The organism is Kribbella jiaozuonensis (assembly GCF_005233875.1).
Lineage (GTDB): Bacteria > Actinomycetota > Actinomycetes > Propionibacteriales > Kribbellaceae > Kribbella > Kribbella jiaozuonensis.
In genome coordinates this window covers 23443-43442 of record NZ_SZPZ01000003.1, presented here as the reverse complement: position 1 = coordinate 43442, position 20000 = coordinate 23443, and the positions used below count along the sequence as shown (strand labels likewise).

Below are 20000 nucleotides of genomic sequence, written 5' to 3'. Positions count from 1 at the left end.
CCGATCTCACCACCTGTGAGCAGACGTAATCAGAATTGATCCGGTTAAGCGTTGGTTCTCACAGTTCCGAGTACCGGATTTCGGTCAGGCCGCGGTAGCTGCGTTCGGCTGACTTCCAGGCGTCGGTGGGCTTGTCGTGCTCGACCAGCCACTGCTCCACGCCGCCCGCCTGGGCGTGTTCGAACATCGCGCCGAAGTCCAGCTTCCCGGCACCGACGTCCTCCCACGAGCCGTCCTCGGCCATGTCCTTGACGTGCAGCGCGGGGAACCGGCCGGGGTGCTCCTGGAACAGCTTCGCCGGGTCGTGCCCGCCGTCGACCGCCCAGTACAGGTCCAGCTCGAACCCGAGCAGCTCCGGGTCCACGCCCAGCAGGATGTCGTACAGCACCTGCCCGTCGACCTCGTCGAAGTCACGCCCGTGGTTGTGGAACAGCAGCTTCAGCCCCGCGTCACGCGCGACCTTCCCGGCCTCGGTGAACGCGGCCGCCGCGGCCTTGAAGCCCTCGATCGAGTGCTGCTCGGACGGGATCGACGGTACGACGGCCCACTGCGCGCCGAGCGTCTTCACATCGGCGAGCGCGCCGGCCCAGTCGTCGGCCAGCCGCTTGTACCCGACGTGCTCGAGCACGACCTTCAGCCCGGCGTCGTCGGCGTACGACCGGATCTCCTCGGCGCTGTGGTCGAACCGGCCGCTCACCCCGACCGTCTGGTAGCCGATCCCGGCGAGGCGCTTGAGCGTCCCCGGGTAGTCCTCGGCCAGGACGTCCCGCATCGTGTAGAGGTGCATCCCGATACCACCGGCGGGAATAGTCATACAGACAGCTCCTCGATCAACTAGATGACGTGTTCCTTGTACCGCGCCAGCGTCAGGTCGAAGACCTCCTGGCCGGGCGCGTCCCACAGTTGCTGGTTGAAGATCTCGACCTCGATCGGCCCGTCGTACCCCGCCGCGTCGCAAGCCTCACGCATCCGGCGCAGCTCGATCGAACCGTCGCCGATCATGCCGCGCCCGAGCAGCGTGTCCTCGGGCAGCGGAACCACCCAGTCGCTGACCTGGTACGACAGGATCCGTTCACCGGCCCGCTCGATCTGCCGGTACACGTCCGCGTCCCACCACAGGTGGTACGCGTCCACGATCACGCCGACCTGCGACGCCGGGAACTGCTCGGCCAGGTCGAGCGCGCCGCCGAGCGACGACACCACACAACGGTCCGAGCAGAACATGGGATGCAGGGCCTCGACGGCAAGTTTCACGCCACGTTCTTCGGCGTACGGCGCGAGCTCGGCCAGACCGTCACGCACCATCCCGCGCGCGCCGTCGAGGTCTCGTGAACCCGCGGGCAGGCCGCCGCTGACGAGGACGAGGACCGACGTACCGATGGTTGCGGCCTCGTCGATCGCGCGGCGGTTGTCCTCGATCTTCGCCTTGCGTTCGGCCGGATCGGTCGAGGTGAAGAAGCCGCTACGGCAGAGGGACGAGACCTTGAGGCCGGCGTCGGCGACGAGTTTGGCCGCCTGGTCGACGCCGTACTCCTGGATGGGCTCGCGCCACAGGCCGATCCATTCGAGGCCGGCGTCGGCGCTGGCCGCGACGACGTTCTCGAGCGGCCAGTACTTCGTTGTCGCCTGGTTGAGGCTGTACCGATTCATGCGTCGACACCGCTCACGCGCAACAGCTGGCGGAACCGGTCGACGGCGAGCTCAGGATCGGTGAGTACGCCGGCTTGGTCGGCCAGGCGGAACGTGTCGGCCAGATGCGGCAGCGAGCGTCCGGTCTGCAGCCCGCCGACCATCGTGAAGCCGGGCTGATGGCCGTTGAGCCAAGCCAGGAAGGCGATCCCGGTCTTGTAGTAGTACGTCGGCGCGGAGAAGATCTGCCGGGCCAGCGGGACGGTCGGCTCGAACACCCGGGCGTATTCCGCCAGGTCGCCGGAGTCCAGGGCCTTCAGCGCGGCCGCTGCGGCTGGGGCGATTGCAGCGAAGATCCCGAGCAGGGCGTCGCTGTGCCGATTGTCGTCGCCTCGGATCAGCTCGGGATAGTTGAAGTCGTCACCTGTGTAGAGCCGCACGCCTTCGGGGAGGCGGTTGCGTAGGGCAACTTCATAGGAGGCATCGAGCAACGAGATCTTGATTCCGTCGACCTTCGCCACGTTGTCGTTGATGAGGTCGACGACGAACGCCATGGCGGACTCGAACGAGTCGCTGCCCCAATACCCTTCCAGCGCGGGGTCGAACATCGGTCCGAGCCAGTGGAGGATGACTGGTCGCGTGGACTGGTTGAGCAGGTGGTCGTAGACCTTGCGGTAGTCGTCGGAGGATTCTGCGGCCGCGCACAGGGCTCGGCTGGCCATCAGGATCGGCTGGGCGCTCACGTCCTCGGCAACAGCAAGCTGCTCCTCGTACGCGCCGATCACCGCGTCCAGAGCCGCCGGACCGGTCAGCTGATCCGTGCCGACACCAACCGCGATCCGCCCGTCCGGCGCCTCACCCGCCGACCGCCGAATCAGCTCCTGCGTAGCTTTCCAGTCCAGCCCCATCCCGCGCTGTGCCGTATCCATAGCCTCAGCCACAGACAACCCCAACGACCACAAATACCGCCGAAACGCCAGCGTATGCTCCCAATCCACCACCGCAGGAGCCCCCGGCGAGTTGTCCCCCAACGGATCCGCCACCACATGAGCCGCCGCAAACGCCAACCGCGACGAGGCAGGCCGATAGATGCCCTGAGCAACAGGCTGGCCAACCAATCGATAGGTCTCGAGCCCAGTCGGAACAGGAAGTTTCAGTTCCATCACTGAACCTCGAGGTCGAGCTTCGGCACCTCGAGCTTCCGGCCTTCGTGCCACGACTGCAGGCCGAGTTCCGCCAGTTGAACACCCTTGGCGGCTTCGATGAAGTCCCAGGTGAAGGGGATGTCGTCGACCACGTGGCGCAGGAACATCTCCCACTGGACCTTGAAGCCGTTGTCGAACGGTTCGTTGTCCGGCACCTCGGCCCACTGCTCGCGGAACTTCTCCGTCGCCGGCAGATCCGGGTTCCACACCGGCTTGGGCGTCGCCGACCGATGCTGTGCCCGACACCGCCGCAGCCCGGCGACCGCCGACCCCTCAGTCCCGTCCACGTGAAACTCGACCAGCTCATCCCGGAACACCCGGGTAGCCCACGACGAGTTCATCTGCGCGACGATCCCGCCCTCGAGCTCGAAGACGCCGTACGCCGCATCGTCCGCGGTCGCGGTGTACTTGTCGCCCTGCTCGTCGACCCGGGTCGGGATGTGCGTCGCGCCCTGGCAGTACACGGATTTGACCGGCCCGAACGTCTGGTCCAGCACGTACCGCCAGTGGCAGAACATGTCGAGGATGATGCCGCCGCCCTCTTCGGACTTGTAGTTCCACGACGGCCGCTGCGCCTCCTGCCAGTCGCCCTCGAACACCCAGTAGCCGAACTCACCGCGCACCGACAGGATCCGGCCGAAGAACCCGCCGTCGACCAGCCGCTTCAGCTTCCGCAGGCCGGGCAGCGACAACTTGTCCATCACGACGCCGTTCTTCAGCCCGGAATCGATCACCGTACGGGCCAGGTCGACCGCCGCCTCCAGGCTCTCGGCGATCGGCTTCTCGCAGTAGATGGCCTTGCCGGCCTCGACCGCGGCGCGGACGCCCTTCTCGCGCAGCTGGGTGAGCTGGGAGTCGAAGTAGATCTCCACGTCCGGCTCGGCCAGCGCCTCGGCCAGGTCGGTGGTCCACCGCTCCAGCCCGTACTGCTCGGCGATCCGGCGCAGCTTGAGCTCGTTGCGGCCGACCAGGATCGGTTCGGGGATGATCATCGTGCCGTCCGCGGCGGGCAGTCCGCCCTGCTCGCGGATCGCCAGGATGGAACGCTCGAGGTGCTGGCGCAGGCCCATCCGGCCGGTGACGCCGTTCATCACGATGCCGATGCGTCGCTCGTTCACAGTCGTACCTCTCACGCTCGAGTGTCATAAACGTCGAGGCGGCCGCACATGCCGTGCAGGCCGGACTCAGTGGGTGCGGGAAGTTGGTGCAGCTCAGCTGATTCCAGGTGCGGCGCAGTGCCGGCCTCCAGCGCGTCCAGCGCGGCCCCGGTCTCGTCGGCGAGGCGGCGCGCGCCCTGCTCCCAGCGTTTCCGCCAGTCCGCCAACTGCGGTTGCACGAGCCGTACGGCGGCCGCGTAGAACTCGTCCAGCGCGGACGGCCCTTCCGACTCATAGCGCTCCCGCAGTACGGCGAAACCCTGTACTGCGAGGTCGCGCCGCGCCATCGCGGACTGCGTCCGTGCGTCGTCGGTGAGCGCGGTCGCCTTCAGATACGTCTCGCGGTCGGCGAGGTACTCCGGCGGCAGCGTCATCACGGCATCGCCGGCCTCGGGGAGACCGGAGTTCGACATCAGGGCGAGGATCTGGAGACCGCCGCGGTTGAGCAGCCGGTGGATCGTCCCGGGGCCGAACGAGACCACGGCGCCGACCTGCAGCGGCGTCTCGGCGTACCCCTTCGTCGACAACGTCTGTACGGCGCCGTCGCCGGCGAGCACGTAGTACCCCTCGGAGCAGGCCAGGTGCACATGCGGCGTACCGCCGACGTCGTACACCGTCAGCTTCGAGATACCGACCCCGCCCGGCAGCGCCATGCCCGGTCCGGACTCGAACTCACACATGCGCGCCTCCCTCCTGAGCCTGGGAAAGGGCTTTCCACAGCCTGTGCCCGTAACCATAGGTGGGCGTCCGGACCGAGTCAACCTGTCACGGAAAGCGATCTCCGCCACACCCGGTGACAGCCCGCGGGATGTGAGGCTATGCAGTGACGAATATCCGTTCACCACAGCTCGAGGAGTGCGCGCGTGAAGCCGAGTAGACGACGGGTCATCATCGATACCGATGCCAAGAACGAGGCCGATGACCAGTTCGCGATCGTGCACGGGTTGTTGTCGCCGACCTTCGACATCCGCGGTCTGATTCCCGCGCATTTCGGCACCCACCGGACGGACCGGAGCATGGAGGAATCCCGCGAGGAGATCGATCTGCTGCTGGACCTGCTCGACCTGACCGGCAAGGTCCCGGTCGCGAACGGCGCGACCACCGGCATACCGGACGAGCAGACCCCGCTCGACTCGCCCGGCGCCCGGCTGATCATCGAGGAGTCGAAGCTGGCCTCGAAGGGCGACCCGCTGTTCGTGTCGTTCCTCGGGCCGCTGACCGACATGGCGTCGGCGATCCTGCTCGATCCCGAGATCGTCGACCGGGATGTGATCGTCGTCTGGATCGGCGGCCGCGGCTACAGCGGCTACGCGGCCGACCATCGGATGGAGTTCAACCTGTCGAACGACATCCACGCTGCGAACGTCGTGTTCGGCTCCGGGATCACCGTCTGGCAGGTCACGAGCGACGTCTACACGAAGGTCTCGGTCAGCTATGCCGAACTGGAGGAGAAGATCGGCGCCGCCGGCCCGCTCGGCAAGTACCTGATCGAGCAGCTGGTCGAGTGGAACGCGACGTACCACGGCGAGCCGATCGAGTCCCGCTCGCTCGGCGACTCGCCCGCGATCTCGCTGATGCTCTACCCGCAGAGCGGCAACTTCCGGACCCGTCCGGCGCCGCGGTTCGGTGTCGACGGCTGGTACCTGCCCGGCACCGACAACCCGATCCAGGTCTGCGAGGAGGTCGACGTCCGCTTCCTGCTCGAGGACATGTTCGCCAAGATCCGCCGGTTTGCCCGGCAGAAGATGGGCGATCGTTTACCCAATGGAGCCTGACGAGCAGCGGGAGGTCTACGCCACCATCGACCTGGCCTTGCGGGTCGGTGAGGTGCTGCTGTCCAGCGGCGCCGGTACGGCGGACGCAACCGCGACGATCCTCGGTGTCACCGCGGCCGGCGGACTGCGCGGCTGCGAGGTCGACATCACGTTCACCTCGATGGCGGTCTCGTACCAGGCCGCGCCGGACGTCGCCCCCGAGACGCACATCCGGCTGGTCCGCTACCGCTCGCAGGACTTCTCCCGGCTGACCGACGTCGACCAGCTGGTACGACGGTTCGCCACCGCTGAGGTGACCCGCGAGGAGGCGTCGCGCGAGCTGGCCCGGTTGACGTCGGCGGGTCCGCCGTACCCGCGGTGGAGCGCCGTACTCGCCTGGGGTGTGATGGCCGGCGGCGCGACGCTGCTGCTCGGTGGTGGCTGGCTGATCACGTTGGTGGCGGTGCTCACCGCGATCGTCATCGACGTCAGCAATCGCTGGTTCAACCGGCAGCGGCTGCCCGCGTTCTACCAACAGGTCGCGGGCGCTTTCGTCGCGACCGCGGTCGCCTTGATCCTGTACGCCGTCCACGCGCCGGTGAAGCCGTCCCTGGTAGTTGCCGCAGGCATCATCATGCTGCTGGCCGGGATCGCTCTCACCGGTGCCGTCCAGGACGCGATCACCGGGTACTACGTGACGGCTGCGGCCCGGAGTCTCGAAGCGATGCTGCTCACCGGCGGAATCATCGCCGGGGTCTCGCTCGGTCTCGCGCTGGGGCTGAAATTCGGCATGCATGTCGGTATCGAGGCGGAGACGATCCAGCTCGGGAACCTTCCGATCATGGTCTTCTCCGGGGCGTTGATGGCGGTTGCTTTCGCATTCGCGTCCTATGCGCCCCTCCGCGCGCTGCTCCCGGTCGCCGTGATGGGTGGCCTTGGATCGCTGGTGTTCACGCTGATGACCCGGGCGTCGTTCGGCCCGGCGTGGTCCACGGCCGCGGCGGCGTGTGTCATCGGGCTGGGCAGCTACTCGATCGGCCGGCGCGTCGGCGTACCGCCCCTCGTCGTGGTTGTCGCCGGCTCGGTCCCGCTGCTGCCGGGACTCACGATCTACAAGGGTCTCTACGAGCTGATGGGCCTGGGCAACCTGATCGGCATCGTCAGCCTCGGTACTGCGGTCGCCATCGGCGTCGCGCTCGCCTCCGGCCTGATCCTCGGCGAATACCTCGCCCAGCCGATCCGCCGCGAGGCCCGTCGGCTGGAAGACCGGCTCGCGGGCCCCCGCCTGGTGGGCCCGCGCCGACCGGTGCGCCGGCGGACGACCCGACCGCGCCGCCGGCGCCGTACCGGAACCTAGATGTCCTTGCTGAGCATCGGTTTTCTCCTTACCGGGAAGGGCGTTTGCGGTCCAGATCATGGGAGATCGGTCGATCGGCCGACAATCGTTTGACGTATTCGTCAACAATGGATCCATGAGTGAGCTGCAGGTCACCGTGACGCAGTCTCCGCACCAGTCGGTGTATCTGGCCCTGCGGGAGGCGGCCAGCTGCCGCGGCCCGTTCTCGTCCCGGCACGTACTGCGGCCTTTGCACTCGCTCGTCTCGCGACCCGACTACGCGCGCGCACTGCATCCGGTCCGACGGCATGGCGGCGGCCAGTTGGTGCCCACCGCGTTGGTCCCGTTGGCGCCCGTGCGGGACGTGCCGTTGCCGGAGCAGGTCGAGGCGCTGCACGGGTATGGCGGCCAGAAGCTGATGGACGACATCGCGACCCTCGGCGCGGACGCGCCGATCTGGCGCCGGGCAGTCGCCGATCCCGACCGCTGGCTCCGGACGTACGCAGAGCTGATCGACCTGGGCTGGCAGGCTCTCGAACAACGGTGGAACCTGCTTCGCCCGGCCATCGACGCCGAGACCGAACGGCTGGGTGTGGCGACCGTCCGCGGCTGCCTGCCGAGTGCGCTGAACACCATCAGCCCCCGCCTGACCTTCACCGAATCCGGCTTCAGCGTCGACGGCCACGAACCAGTCCCGTACGACGGACGCCGCCTGGCCCTCGTCCCGGGCATCGGCGCACCGGACACGCTCTTCGTCCACTACCAAGGCCCGTCCGTCATCTCGATCGCGTACCCGCTTCGCGATCTCCCCGACGTCAGCCCGGCCCGGCCGGTCGAGGACCCGCTGGAGGTGGTGCTCGGCGTACCGCGCGCCCGGATCCTCCGCCTGCTGCGCGAACCGCTGAACGTCGGCATGATCGCCGCCGACCTGGCCGTCACCCCGGCCGCGGCCACCCGCCACTGCGACGTACTCCTTCGCGCCGGCCTGATCGCGCGCGAACGCCGCGGCCGCCAGGTCCTCATCAGCCGCACCACTCGAGGCGAAAAACTCCTCGACGTGCTCTGATCGGTCTGTGGTTTACTGCCGATTGGTGCGATTCCACGGTGTGACGGTTGGACGTGATTCCAGGCCCGTCGGCTCTGCCGGAAGGCGGAGTGACCCGGTGCGACCGGGGCCACGCGGTGATACCCCGCTTCAGCTCGGACCTGAGTGTCCCTGGCCATGAACGAGTGGCGGAGAGCGAAGCATGTTCACAGGACGAATCGAGAACGTAGGCACGGTCGCCGAGATCGCCGGCGAGCTGTTGCGGGTCACGTCGGACGTCGCGGTCGCGCCGGGTGGCGCGGTCTGCCTCGACGGCATCAGGTTCACTGCTGAGCCGGGGCCGCCGGGGGAGATCCGGGTCGTGGTCACGGACGAGACCCGCCGGCGTACGACGTTCGACCGGGTCTGCGGCGGTACGACGCTGCACGTCGAACTGCCCGTTGCCGTGGGCGATCGGATCGACGGGCATCTGATCCAGGGACACGTCGAGGGTGTCGGCAAGGTCGTGCGCGTCGACGTGGAGCCGGCCGGTCATCGGGTCTGGATCAAGCCGCCGGAGCGATTGCTGGCACGGTTGGTGGCGAAGACCTCGGTCGCGATCGACGGCGTGAGCATCACGGTCGCCGAGGTGCTCAAGGACCGGTTCTCCGTCGTACTCGTGCCGAACACGCTGACGAAGACGAAGCTCGGTGCGTTGGTCGCCGGCGATCGGGTCAACCTCGAGGGCGATCTGCTGGTGCGGATGGCGCGCGAAGGGCACGGGCCGGAGTTGCAGCGGGCGGTGGCGCAGCTGCCTTGGGCTGGTCAGCTGAGCGGCGAGGCCGGCGTACAGAAGGTGGTTGCGCAGATCGCCGCTGGAGGTGGGGTTGTCGTCTGGGATCCGACGGCTGAGGGGGAAGGGGATGTGGTCTTCGCGGGTGAGCGGTTCCGGCCGGAGGCGATGAGATTCCTGCTCACCCAGGCGTGTGGGCATACGACGGTCCCGTGTGCGGCCGACGTACTGGAGCGGTTGGAGATCGGGCCGATTCCGGGGAACGGCGATCGGCAGGGTACGGCGATGCATGTGCCGATCGATCTCGCCTCGTCCGACGGGACTGGCGTGTCCGCGGCCGATCGGGCGGCGACGATCCGCCGGCTCGCGTCGGCGGACGCCGTACCGGATGACTTCCTGCGGCCCGGGCATGTGTTCCCGCTTGCAGCACGTCCTGGGTTGCTCGGGGAGCGTCAGGGGCACACCGAGGCGACGGTCGCGTTGTGTGTTGCGGCGGGGCTGGCGCCGGTGGGTGTGTGTTGTGAGGTGATGCGGGCGGACGGCGTGATGGCGGGCGCGGCCGATCTCGAGCAGTTCGCGCTGCGGTGGGAGCTGCCGATGATCGACATCCACGACCTGGAACGCTGGCTGTGAGCCTCTACGACAACCCTGCCTTCCTGCGAGGCTACCGGGAACTGCGCCGCACCGGCCGGGGCATCAACGACGCCCTGGAAATCCCCGCCATGAACGCCGCGCTCCGCGCGGGGCCGGAAGGTCTGTTGGTCGAAGGGGCTCGGGTGGTGGATCTGGGATGTGGTGAAGGCGGGCTTGCTGTTCGGCTCGCGGCGGCTGGTGCTGTTGAGGTGGTTGCTGTTGACGCCTCGGAGCAGATGCTTGCAGCGGCGGAGCACCATCCGCGGGTGAGCTACGTGCGGGCTGATCTGGCTGACTTCGACCTGCCGCCGGGGTCGGTGGATCTGGTGGTGAGCAGCATGGCGTTGCACTACGTCGAGGACTTCGACGGGCTGGTTGGACGGGTGGCGGGGTGGCTGACGGGCGGTGGCGCGTTTGTGTTCACGATCGAGCATCCGGTGATGACGGCTCCGTTCGTGGCTGAGGACTGTGTGGTGGACGACTATGCCGACGAGGGGCGGCGGGAGCGGTCCTGGTTCGTGGACGGGGTGGTGAAGTACCACCGGACGATCGGCTCGATCGTGGCCACGCTGCGGCGGCACGGGTTCCGGCTGGAGATTGTCGACGAGCCGCTTCCGACGCGTGAGCAGGTGGCCGCCCACCCGCACCTGGCGATCCATCGCCGGCGTCCGCCGATCCTGCTGGTGTCGGCGTGTTCCGTACCTGCGGGTGACCGTGTGGTACACGAACCGTTAGAGTTACTGACTGGAAACATCGGCGGAGCCGACGAGGAGGATCGACGTGGCACTGGGTAGGACGTCCCCGCGGGATCTGCCGCTGTTCGCGGAGCTGTCCGGACGGGACATCAGGGACATCTTCCGGGCCGGCGAAGAGGTTTCGGTGCCGGCCGGCTGGTCGCTGATCCTGGAACAGACGCCGCCCGACGCGGCGTACCTGATCCTCAGCGGCACGGCGGCGGTCCGGGAGAAGGGCCAGGAGATCGCCGAGCTCGGCCCGGGTGACATCGCCGGCGAGGTCGCGGTCCGGAAGAACACGTTGCGGACGGCAACCGTCACGGCGAAGTCGCGGCTGCAGCTGCTGCACTTCACCCGGGAGAAGTTCGACGACCTGACCCGTCGGCTGCCGGCGTTCCGTGACGCCATCGACGCCACCATCGCCGAGCGACGCGGTGGACGCTGACCCTGGGACGCCGGATCTGGCCGCGTTGGCTCAGGAGTTCGAGCGGACGCTGCTGGGCGGAGAGCGGAAGTTCACCCGCGTGCAGGTGTCCGAGCGGGCCGGGATCTCGATCCAGCGCGCCGAGCGGATGTGGCACGCGCTCGGGTTCGCGACCGTCCCGGACGATGAGGTGGCGTTCACCGACGACGACGTCGAGGCGCTGCGGCTGGTCGCGGCGCTCGAGGACGACAAGTTCATCGAGCCCGAGATGGAGTCCTCGCTGGCCCGCAAGCTCGGGCAGACGCAGTCCCGGCTGGCGTCCTGGCAGTCCGCGATGTTCCTGGACTTCCTCGGCAGCGCGAAACTGTCCGCGGACGAGGCGATCGAGGTCGCGGCACTGTTGCTGCCGGCAATGGAACGGCTGCAGACGTACGTCTGGCGTCGGCACCTGGCTGCTGCTGCCGGCCGCGCGGTGGCGGGGTCCGACGAGCTGGCGCGTGGGGTGCGGGCGGTCGGGTTCGCGGACATCGTCAGCTACACCCGGTTGACACGTCGTCTGACCGAGGCCGAGCTCGGGGAGTTGATCGAGCGGTTCGAGGGCACGGCCGCCGACGTTGTCGCGCTCAACGGCGGGCGGGTGATCAAGTCGATGGGTGACGAGGTGCTGTTCGTCGCCGACACCGCTGCGCAGGGCGCCGCGGTCGCGCTGGCGCTGCAGGATGCGGTGAACGCGGACGAGGAGCTGCCCGAGCTGCGGATCGGGCTCGCCTACGGCACGATCCTGATCCGGCTCGGGGACGTGTACGGCGAGGTCGTCAACCTCGCCGCCCGCCTCACCACCGAGTGCAAACCCGGCCGCGTCCTCGCCGACCGCGAACTGGCCGCCGCACTCGACGGCCACGCCGCCTTCAACCTCCACCGCCTCCGCCGCGTCTCGGTCCGCGGCTACCGCCACCTCGTCCCGTACGCCGTCCAGCGGGCGAACAGCTGACAGCTGGTCGCTTACGCGTCAGCGGCGTGACATACGGTTTGGTATGTGCGGGAGATCAAGACGCCGGCCGACCTGGTGCTGGTGAGTGGGCGCGACTCGGTTGTCGAGTGGGCTGCGCAAGGGTTCGGAGCCGGAGTGCGGGCGTGGACCGGCGGGGACGCGGTGGCGGTTGCGTCGCCGGATGTGTCCAAGCACGATCGGCTCGCGGTGATCGGGTCCGTGGACGATGCGGCGCCGTTGGTGCGTGACGTACTGCGTGAGGTAGGTCCGTCGTACCGCCCGTTCGGGGACGAGGAACTGGTGCGCGGGCTGGCGGAACGTGTGCCAGGGCTGAGGTTCTCGGCGTCGTTCGGGTGGATGGATGCCTCTGAGGTACCGGACCTGACCACGACGGCCGCCTGGCTCGACGGGGACGATGGGGTCGAAGAGCTGCTGACCGAGGCGTCGCCCAAGTCGTACGCGTGGCCCGGGCATCCCGGCGTACGGCGGTGGGCTGCTCTGACCGGGGATCGCGGTGAGCTGCTGAGTATCGCGGCGGATGCGTGGAGTGCGCCGGAGGTCGGGTTCCTGGCCGGGGTCGCGACGCATCCTGCTGCTCGGGGCAAGGGGTTGTCGCGGCAGGTGTGCGGGTTCGTGACGGCCGAGCTGGTCAAGCGGCACGGACGGGTCGCGTTGATGGTGGACGGCGACAACCAGGCGGCGATCGCGGTCTACCGGCGACTCGGCTACACCTATCGCCGAGTCGCCGCAGCCGGGATGCGCTAGCGCGTCGGCTGGACCGTCAGGGTTGCGCCGGGCTTGGAGGCCGCCGGAGTCGAGGGCTTGACTGTCGGGGTTGCCGTCGGCGACGGAGTGGTGCGAGTGGCCGGGGCCGGCGGTGGGACGAAGGGTGCCTTGGTGGTGTCCTTGCAGTTGTCCGGCCCGGCGTCACCGTTCTCATCGGGTACGACGACTGCCTGCGGGAACAGGTTGCTGGTCGTGTCGCGCGACTGCGTGCCGTAGTTCGTCGCGCAGTCCTGCTGCTCGAGGCTGATCGGGTTCCCGTCCTGGTCGTACAGCCGGACCGTAACCTGCTTGCCCTGGGCATCGAACGGGTAGATGTTCGTGACCGTGTTCCCGTTCAGCACCAGCCCGCTCGCCGGCGGGTTGTAGTGCGAGGAGCTGCCGCGATAATCGTTGTAGTTGTTGAGGAATCCGAACGACGCCCCGACGTACGCCGCCGCCAGGAACGACGGCACCACGATCGCCGCGACCACGTTCAGCGGTACGACGTACCACAGCCAGCGCCTGTCCTGCTGCGTCTTCCGCCCGATCCAGATCGACACCGCCGCACCCGCGACCGCCGCGACCACCGTCACCGACGGGGCGCCGAACAGCGCGAAGAACCCTCCCGCGCCGATCACGCCGCGGACCACCCACCACACTGGCTGGCCGATCGTGACGAGCTCGTGCCGGATGTTCGGCGGGATCTGGTCGATCCAGCCGCGGATCGCTGCCGCGCCGTGGGCGCCGCGTGGGGTGTCGAGCACGATCCGCGGATCGTGACCGCGCAACGCCTGGACGCCGAGGAACGCCGCGACGAACAGGATCCCGAGCCCGAGCAGCCCGAAGAACGCGGTCTCGTCCTGCGACCACGCGAAGATGCCGATGGCAATGAAGAACGGGCCGGCGATCGCCGAGATCAGGCCCCAGCGCAAGGCCTTCCAGCCCGCGTCCAGATCGTCCTGGCTCACCGGCGCAGTCCGCGGGGGATAGCCGGCCGCGGTCCGCAGCTCATCGGCGTACTGCGCCGGCGTACCCAGGCGCTGCTGCAGGTCCGCGAGCGTCGGCTCCGCGCCGAACTCGGCCGCCACCTCGGTCAGGTGACCGCTGACGTCCTGCAGTACGTCCTCGAGCTCGCCGGGCGGCAGATCGTTGAGCTGGGCCCGCACCTGGGCCAGGTAGAGCGCGACCGCTCCGGTCAGGGTGCTGTTCACGCGGCCTCCTTCTCCAGCAGCAGCACCGACATCGTGTCGGCGAAGTGGTTCCAGGTCTTGGTGGACTGGGCGAGCAGGTCGCGACCGGTCTTGTTCAGCCCGTAGTACTTCCGGTGCGGCCCTTCCTCGCTCGGCTGCACGTACGACGTCAACGCCCCGGCCGCGAACAGCCGCCGCAGCGTCCCGTAGACGGACGCGTCCGCCACGTCCTCCAGTCCGGCCGCGCGCAGCCGGCGCAGTACGTCGTACCCGTAGCCGTCGGCGTCCCGCAGCACGGCGAGCACCGCGAGATCCAGGACGCCCTTGAGTAGCTGGCTCGTATCCATCAGGTCTCCTCCAGCAGGTGTTCCGCGGAGAACAGTACTACACACTGCGGAGTACTGTGGTAACCAGTCTGCGGATCCGCAATTTCGATCAAGTCGGCGGCGGCCGGATGGGGGACAGTGGTGGGCATGGCGGATGTGTTCGAGGAGTTCGTGGCAGTGGTGGCGGCCGGGCTGGCCGGGCCCTGCGAGTCGGTGCACGGGGCCGGGCTCGCGGAGCGCGTGCATCTGTCCCGGTTCCACTTCGACCGCGTGATCGGGGCGGTGGCGGGCGAGTCGCCGTTCGCGTTCCGGCGGCGGGTGCTGCTGGAGCGGGCGGCGTACCGGTTGCTGTCCGAGCCGGTCGCCGTACTGGACGTCGCGGTCGAGGCCGGGTACGGATCGCACGAGGCGTTCACCCGGGCGTTCGCCAGGGCTTATGGGATGTCGCCGCGGGACTGGCGACGGGAAGCGTCGCGGGTGTTCTTCCTGACGGCGCCGAGTGGAGTGCATTTCCAGCCGCCGGCCGGACTTCGGCTGCCGGCACGTAGAAAGGTGAGAGGGATGGACGTACTGGTCAGAATGGTCGAACATCACGTCTGGTTGACCGGCGAGATGATCGAACGCGGCGCCCGCCTGGACGCCGCCACGCTGGACCGCCCGATCGAACTGTCCGTCGAGGGAATCGACGACGACATCTCGATCAGGTACCTGCTGGACCGCCTGGTCTGGCAGGAGGAGATGTGGCTCGCCTCGGTCGAGGACCGCCCGTTCCAGGTCCCCGAATGCGGACGCGAGGTCAGGACGCCGATCTCCGAACTCCGCACCCGCCACGCCGACGCCGGTTCACGCTTCGTTGCCCTCGTCAACCAGCTGAACGACGACGGCCGCTTCGACGAGAGCTTCGTCGACACCACCTGCGAACCGCCACGAGTCTTCACGTACGGCGGCATGGTCGCGCACGTGCTGACCTTCGCCGCCCATCGCCGATCCCTGTTGATCGGCGCGTTCTACACCGCGGGCATCCAGGACCTGGGGTTCGGCGACCCCATGCTTTTCGTAGCTGAAGGCAACTAGTTCTTCGGGTCGTGCAGGTTGGGTCGCTGGGTCGGGGTGGTGATGTCCACGTCGATCGGGTGCAGCTGGGTGGGGGCGGTGATCTTGCCCGACGTCACCGGAACGTTGAGTTTGCTGCCGGCCAGGTCGATGTCGACGGTCGCGCCGGTGTCGTTCGGGGTCGTCCACTCCGTGTCGGAGAGCGTGACGGCCAGGCCCAGGACGCGGCCTTTGGGGATGACCTGGTCCTGAGCGCGGAGCGGGACATTGACGGTCGTCCACTTGCCGGGGGTCAGCGGCGTTGGGTTCGTCAGTGACTTGCTGTGGGCGGCGTCGATCCAGCCGCGGCTGACGATGCCGTGATCGCTCTGGGTGGTGAGCTTGTCGACGGTGAAGTAGCAACTGTCGTCGTAGTCGGTGCTCGAACCCTCGCAGGTGCTCTGGTCGGTGGTACGGATCCCGGAGTACCGCGCTGCGTCGCCGTACTCGATCAGGCGGGCGGTGATCGGGGTCGTCGCGGAGTCGGACTTCACCCGGAGCGTGACCGATGGAGTACCGCTGATCCGCATCGGGGCGGTCAGCGGCGCGGACAGGAACATCTGCCGGCCCGCGATCACCTCGGTCGGATCCGCGACGATATCGTCCTCGGTCAGGTCGGGGTCGTCGGTGATCATCAGCGAACCCTTGCCTGCGGCACCTAGTTTGCCCGCGGACAGCGGCACCGAGGTCGGGCGGTTCACGGCCGGCCAGGTCTTGTAGTTGCGCCAGACATCTGGTGACGTCTCGATCGAGACCGACGGCTCCTTCATCACGCCGTTCTGCAGACCCTGCAGCCAGTAGTCGAACCACTTGTGCAGCTCGTCCACCCACTGGTCCCGGCGGAACTCGAACGGATCCACGTGGTCCTCGAGCCCGAGCCACAGCTTGCGCGGCACGTTGTTGCGGGACAGCGCCGACCACCACTGGGAGAAGTGGTTGGTCTGCACGTTGTAGTCGCTGAGCCCGTGCGTCATGAAGACCGAGGCCTTCACCTTCGACGCGTTCTTCGTGTAGTCGCGCTCGGACCAGAACGTCGTGTAGTTGCCGGTGTCATCGTCGTCGTTGTCACCGAGGTCGCCGCGGACGTCGTCACACGCGGGGCTGTCGTGGCCGACGTACCCACCGAGCCAGGGCATGTAGTCGTCCGAGTACGGAACGCCGCCGGAGCGGGTGTAGTCGTACCACGACGAGATCGCCGAGATCGGCACGATCGTCTTCAGGCCCTTCACCCCGGTCGCGGCGACGCCGTTCGCGAGCGTTCCGTCGTACGACTTGCCGATCATCCCGACCGCGCCGGTGGTCCAGGTCGCCTTCACCGCCTGCCCGTCGGCAGTGTGTGCGGTGTTGCGTCCGTTCAGCCAGTTGATCACGTCGACCACGGACTGGATCTCGTCGCGGCCGCCGACGTCACCGCAGCCGGTGGACCGTCCGGTGCCGAGGATGTCGACGCCGACCATCGCGTACCCGCGCGGGACGAAGTAGTTGTCGTAGAACAACGGCATCTTCTGGATCACGCCGTCGCCGTCGTACGTCTTCTTCTCGTTCTCGTTGCCGCGTCCGCAGCAGGAGTAGTACGGCGAGGCGTCCATGATCACCGGGATCTTCACACCGGTGAGTGCGGGCTCGCTGGGGCGGACGATGTCGACCGCGATCACGTCGTCGGTGCCGTCGGAATCGGTGTCCATCGTGGTGTCGACGTACACGGACTGACGGATCGCGTTCGCGTAGTCGTAGACCGGCTGCGTGCTCTTGGTGCGCGCGTCGACATGCTGCGGCACACTGGGTGCTGCCGGGGCAACAGCGGGTCCATCCGGGACAGGAGCAGCCACGGCGGGACCGGTTACGGTCGCGAGGCTGAGCACGGCGGACGAGACCAGGATCGTCACCCTGGCGCGGACGGTCGTCATGGCTGGGAAGGCTAGTCACTCGCGCGCCGCAACGCCAGGTTCTGCCGAGATTGGCAGCGACCTGCCCGATACACAGCGTGAGAACGGGCGATTCGATAGGGTGACCGCCACCGCCCCCGGGGGGACGCACGAAAGGGTAGGCCAGTGAATCTGCGAGCACCGGTGACATTGCTGGACGTTGCACAACGTGCGGGTGTGTCGGTCGCGACCGCCTCCCGCGTGCTGAACGGCGGGGACCGTGTTCCCCGTCCGGAACTGCAGGAACGGGTCAAGGCAGCCGCCGACGAGCTCGGCTACACGCCGAACGCGCAGGCACAGGCGCTGGCCAAGTCGTCGACCAACGTCGTCGGCATCCTGGTGCACGACATCGAGGACCCGTACTTCGCCGCGATCGCGAACGGTGTGATGCGCGCCGCCGACGAACGCAACCTGCTGGTGATGATGGCCAGCACGTTCCGGGACTCCGATCGCGAGATCGCTTACCTGTCGTCGTTGCGGGCCCAACGGGCACGTGCTGCGGTGATGATCGGTAGCCGGCGGACCGATGCCGAGAGTCTGTCCCGGACGGCGTCCGAGGTGGAGAACTTCCTGAACTCCGGTGCGGGTCTCGCACTGGTCAGTCAGTCCGGGATGCCGGCGCACACGGTCGAGCCGGACAACCGCACCGGGTCGGCCGATCTGGCCCGCGCGCTGGTCGCGCTCGGGTGGCGGAAGTTCGCCGTACTGGGTGGTCCGGAGACGCTTGCGACGGCACGGGATCGGCGGGCCGGATTCGTCGAGGGACTGGCCGAGGCGGGGTTGCAGCCGGTAGCGATCCAGTCCGGCGACTTCACCCGCGACGGCGGGTACGCCGCTGCCGAGCAACTGCTTGATCGGCAGGCGGATGTGGACTGCCTGTTCGCGGTGAACGATGTGATGGCGGTCGGCGCGATGTCCGCGTTGCGGACGCGTGGGGTCGACGTACCGGGCAAGCTCGGGGTCGCGGGATTCGACGACATCGCGACGCTGCGCGACGTGTGGCCCGGTCTGACGACCGTGCGGCTGCCGTTGGAGCAGATGGGCCGGCGTGCACTCGAGCTGGCGATCGAGGGCGGCGACGTGACGACCGAGACGTTCAAGGCTGAAGTAGTACTGCGGGAGAGCACCGCGAAGCCCTGAAATATGCTCACGGGGTGACTGTCTCCGAGATCTTCGACCCGTCGGCCTGGAAGCAGGTGGACGGCTTCGAGCTGACCGACATCACCTATCACCGGGCAGTCGATGCCGGCGTGGTGCGGATCGCGTTCAACCGGCCCGAAGTACGCAACGCGTTCCGGCCGCAGACGGTCGACGAGCTGTACCGCGTGCTCGACCACGCCCGGATGTCGACCGACGTCGGGTGCGTGCTGCTCACCGGCAACGGTCCGTCGCCGAAGGACGGCGGGTGGGCGTTCTGCTCCGGTGGCGATCAGCGGATCCGCGGCAAGGACGGTTACAAGTACGCCGAGGGTACGACGGCGGACTCGATCGATCCGGCGCGTGCGGGTCGGTTGCACATTCTCGAAGTACAACGGCTGATCCGCTTCATGTCGAAGGTCGTGATCTGCGTCGTGCCGGGGTGGGCCGCTGGTGGCGGGCACAGTCTGCATGTGGTCGCGGATCTGACGTTGGCGTCGGCGGAGCATGCGCGGTTCAAGCAGACCGATGCGGACGTGGCGTCGTTCGACGGCGGGTTCGGATCGGCGTACCTGGCGCGGCAGGTCGGGCAGAAGTTCGCGCGGGAGATCTTCTTCCTCGGCGACGAGTACTCCGCCGAGGACGCGTACCGGATGGGGATGGTGAACAAGGTCGTCCCGCACGCGGAGCTCGAGGCGGTCGCGCTCGAGTGGGGCAAGAAGATCTGCGCGAAATCGCCGACCGCGCAACGGATGCTGAAGTACGCGTTCAACCTGATCGATGATGGTCTGGTCGGCCAGCAGTTGTTCGCGGGCGAGGCAACCCGGCTCGCCTACGGCACCGACGAGGCCGCCGAGGGCCGCGACTCCTTCCTGGAGAAGCGCGACCCCGACTGGTCGCCGTACCCCTACGCTTTCTAGGGTTTGTGCCACTTCTGGTTGGTGCCGCCGGTGCAGCCGCGCAGGGTCAGGCGGCCTCCGTTGCCGGCGGCATCGGCTGTGACGCACTTGCCGGCGCTCGGGTTGACCAGCTCGTTCTGGTTGCTGAGGGCAAACTTCTGGGCCCAGCCGCCGTTGCAGTTGACCAGCTGGACCTGAGTACCGTCCGCGGTCGAGGCCCAGGCCAGGTCCATGCACAGGCCCATCGAACGGACGGTGCCGTCGGGCTGGAAGACCCACTCCTGGTTCGCGCCGTGGTTGCAATCCCAGACCTGCAAGGGCGTTCCGTCCTTGCCGACACCGTCTGACGCGTTCTGTACGTCGATGCAGCGGTTGGATCCGTTGTTCAGCAAGGTGACCGGCGCGCTGGCCACGGCCGGAGGCCCTTGGGTCGTCACGCCGCGGGGTGCGGTGGTCTTTGCCGGCGGCTTCGCGCTGACGGTCGTGGTGACCTTCGTGGTTGTGGTCGCCGTTGTCGTGGCGGTGGCCGTGGCGGTCGTCGTCGCGGTGACCGTTGCGGTCGGCGGTTTGCCGGCCAGTGGCGGCTTGGCGGTGACCGTGGTCGGAGGCAGCGTGATCGTGACGCCTGGCATCACGACGGTCTTCACGACCTGTTGCGGATCGCCCTTGACGGTCGTCGTCTTCGTCGGCCCGGCGATCGTCTCCGGTGTCGGCGTGATCGTGACGGTCGGTGTCACCGTCGGCCGGCTCTGTGGCACGTACGCGACGTCGGTCGTGGTCGTCGGGCCGGACCCGCCACCGGTGATCGCGGTGGCGCCGATCACGATCCCGCCGACCATGGCGGCGACGACGGCGGTGGTCGACCAGGCGCGCCGGTCGGGCAGGCGGCTGATCCGGGGTAGGCCGGGTCGACTGGCGAAGGTGTCCGCGAACCGGGTTGAACCGGGTGATCGGCGTGACCGCACGTCAGCTCCTGTGCTCTGGGA

General features: G+C 68.1%; 20 protein-coding genes. 11 read left to right on the top strand and 9 right to left on the bottom strand.

The annotated features are described in order from the left end of the window. Positions 1–58: 58 nt before the first annotated feature. Genes FDA38_RS19725 through FDA38_RS19705 form a run of 5 tightly spaced genes read right to left on the bottom strand, consistent with a single transcriptional unit; the run spans position 59 to position 4671 of the window. On the bottom strand, positions 59–814 hold the full coding sequence (locus FDA38_RS19725; protein WP_137255575.1) for a sugar phosphate isomerase/epimerase family protein: 756 nt from the start codon (positions 812–814) through the stop codon (positions 59–61). Between the two features lie 20 nt (positions 815–834). Further along, a complete protein-coding gene (locus FDA38_RS19720; RefSeq protein ID WP_137255574.1) occupies positions 835–1650 on the bottom strand; it encodes a sugar phosphate isomerase/epimerase family protein in 816 nt (271 codons plus the stop codon). Continuing rightward, positions 1647–2792 carry a dihydrodipicolinate synthase family protein gene (locus FDA38_RS19715; protein WP_137255573.1) on the bottom strand — a complete coding sequence of 382 codons (1146 nt, stop codon included), beginning with the start codon at positions 2790–2792 and terminating at the stop codon, positions 1647–1649. Before FDA38_RS19715 ends, FDA38_RS19720 begins: the two co-directional genes overlap by 4 nt. Then, positions 2792–3952: a Gfo/Idh/MocA family protein gene (locus FDA38_RS19710; RefSeq protein WP_137255572.1), complete on the bottom strand. Its 1161-nt coding sequence runs from the start codon at positions 3950–3952 to the stop codon at positions 2792–2794. The genes FDA38_RS19715 and FDA38_RS19710 overlap by 1 nt, the downstream gene beginning before the upstream one ends. A gap of 11 nt (positions 3953–3963) precedes the next feature. Next, complete coding sequence (locus tag FDA38_RS19705; RefSeq protein ID WP_202877764.1) at positions 3964–4671, bottom strand: cupin domain-containing protein; 708 nt, start codon at positions 4669–4671, stop codon at positions 3964–3966. Between the two features lie 183 nt (positions 4672–4854). Between FDA38_RS19705 and FDA38_RS19700 the strand changes: the two genes are divergently transcribed. The 8 genes from FDA38_RS19700 (at position 4855) to FDA38_RS19665 (ending at position 12445) form a co-directional block, all read left to right on the top strand. Next, on the top strand, positions 4855–5766 hold the full coding sequence (locus FDA38_RS19700; protein ID WP_170989807.1) for a nucleoside hydrolase: 912 nt from the start codon (positions 4855–4857) through the stop codon (positions 5764–5766). Beyond that, on the top strand, positions 5756–7102 hold the full coding sequence (locus tag FDA38_RS19695) for a threonine/serine exporter family protein (protein ID WP_137255570.1): 1347 nt from the start codon (positions 5756–5758) through the stop codon (positions 7100–7102). The genes FDA38_RS19700 and FDA38_RS19695 overlap by 11 nt, the downstream gene beginning before the upstream one ends. 115 nt (positions 7103–7217) lie before the next feature. Continuing rightward, the gene (locus tag FDA38_RS19690; protein ID WP_170989806.1) at positions 7218–8147 is read left to right on the top strand and encodes an ArsR/SmtB family transcription factor; all 930 of its coding nucleotides are present in this window, start codon (positions 7218–7220) and stop codon (positions 8145–8147) included. A 181-nt stretch (positions 8148–8328) separates the two neighbouring features. After that, on the top strand, positions 8329–9531 hold the full coding sequence (locus tag FDA38_RS19685) for a 3,4-dihydroxy-2-butanone-4-phosphate synthase (RefSeq protein ID WP_137255568.1): 1203 nt from the start codon (positions 8329–8331) through the stop codon (positions 9529–9531). Next, positions 9528–10325 carry a class I SAM-dependent methyltransferase gene (locus FDA38_RS19680; protein ID WP_137255567.1) on the top strand — a complete coding sequence of 266 codons (798 nt, stop codon included), beginning with the start codon at positions 9528–9530 and terminating at the stop codon, positions 10323–10325. The genes FDA38_RS19685 and FDA38_RS19680 overlap by 4 nt, the downstream gene beginning before the upstream one ends. Continuing rightward, a complete protein-coding gene (locus FDA38_RS19675) occupies positions 10312–10710 on the top strand; it encodes a cyclic nucleotide-binding domain-containing protein (RefSeq protein ID WP_130445803.1) in 399 nt (132 codons plus the stop codon). Before FDA38_RS19680 ends, FDA38_RS19675 begins: the two co-directional genes overlap by 14 nt. Further along, on the top strand, positions 10700–11680 hold the full coding sequence (locus FDA38_RS19670; protein ID WP_233714812.1) for an adenylate/guanylate cyclase domain-containing protein: 981 nt from the start codon (positions 10700–10702) through the stop codon (positions 11678–11680). Before FDA38_RS19675 ends, FDA38_RS19670 begins: the two co-directional genes overlap by 11 nt. 45 nt (positions 11681–11725) lie before the next feature. Continuing rightward, positions 11726–12445, top strand: coding sequence for a GNAT family N-acetyltransferase (locus FDA38_RS19665; protein ID WP_137255565.1), 720 nt, complete (start codon positions 11726–11728; stop codon positions 12443–12445). Here the strand turns inward: FDA38_RS19665 and FDA38_RS19660 are convergent. Both FDA38_RS19660 and FDA38_RS19655 read right to left on the bottom strand, forming a co-directional pair. After that, the gene (locus FDA38_RS19660) at positions 12442–13656 is read right to left on the bottom strand and encodes an HAAS signaling domain-containing protein (protein ID WP_137255564.1); all 1215 of its coding nucleotides are present in this window, start codon (positions 13654–13656) and stop codon (positions 12442–12444) included. The two genes, FDA38_RS19665 and FDA38_RS19660, sit on opposite strands and share 4 nt — an antisense overlap. Further along, positions 13653–13982, bottom strand: a complete 330-nt coding sequence (locus FDA38_RS19655; RefSeq protein WP_130445805.1) for a PadR family transcriptional regulator — start codon at positions 13980–13982, stop codon at positions 13653–13655. Before FDA38_RS19655 ends, FDA38_RS19660 begins: the two co-directional genes overlap by 4 nt. 126 nt (positions 13983–14108) lie before the next feature. Here FDA38_RS19655 and FDA38_RS19650 point away from each other — a divergent pair, with 126 nt between their 5' ends. Next, a complete protein-coding gene (locus FDA38_RS19650; RefSeq protein ID WP_137255563.1) occupies positions 14109–15035 on the top strand; it encodes a helix-turn-helix domain-containing protein in 927 nt (308 codons plus the stop codon). Here FDA38_RS19650 and FDA38_RS19645 read toward each other — a convergent pair. Then, positions 15032–16960 (bottom strand): Xaa-Pro dipeptidyl-peptidase, encoded by a 1929-nt coding sequence (locus FDA38_RS19645; RefSeq protein ID WP_137255562.1) that lies wholly within the window; start codon positions 16958–16960, stop codon positions 15032–15034. The two genes, FDA38_RS19650 and FDA38_RS19645, sit on opposite strands and share 4 nt — an antisense overlap. Before the next feature lie 144 nt (positions 16961–17104). Between FDA38_RS19645 and FDA38_RS19640 the strand changes: the two genes are divergently transcribed. Together FDA38_RS19640 and FDA38_RS19635 are read left to right on the top strand one after the other, a co-directional pair. Beyond that, positions 17105–18118, top strand: coding sequence for a LacI family DNA-binding transcriptional regulator (locus FDA38_RS19640; RefSeq protein ID WP_137255561.1), 1014 nt, complete (start codon positions 17105–17107; stop codon positions 18116–18118). 14 nt (positions 18119–18132) lie between these two features. Beyond that, on the top strand, positions 18133–19035 hold the full coding sequence (locus tag FDA38_RS19635) for a 1,4-dihydroxy-2-naphthoyl-CoA synthase (protein ID WP_137255560.1): 903 nt from the start codon (positions 18133–18135) through the stop codon (positions 19033–19035). On the opposite strand, the gene FDA38_RS19630 is transcribed toward FDA38_RS19635, so the two are convergent. Next, complete coding sequence (locus FDA38_RS19630; RefSeq protein ID WP_137255559.1) at positions 19032–19979, bottom strand: RICIN domain-containing protein; 948 nt, start codon at positions 19977–19979, stop codon at positions 19032–19034. The genes FDA38_RS19635 and FDA38_RS19630 overlap by 4 nt on opposite strands. Positions 19980–20000: the final 21 nt, after the last annotated feature.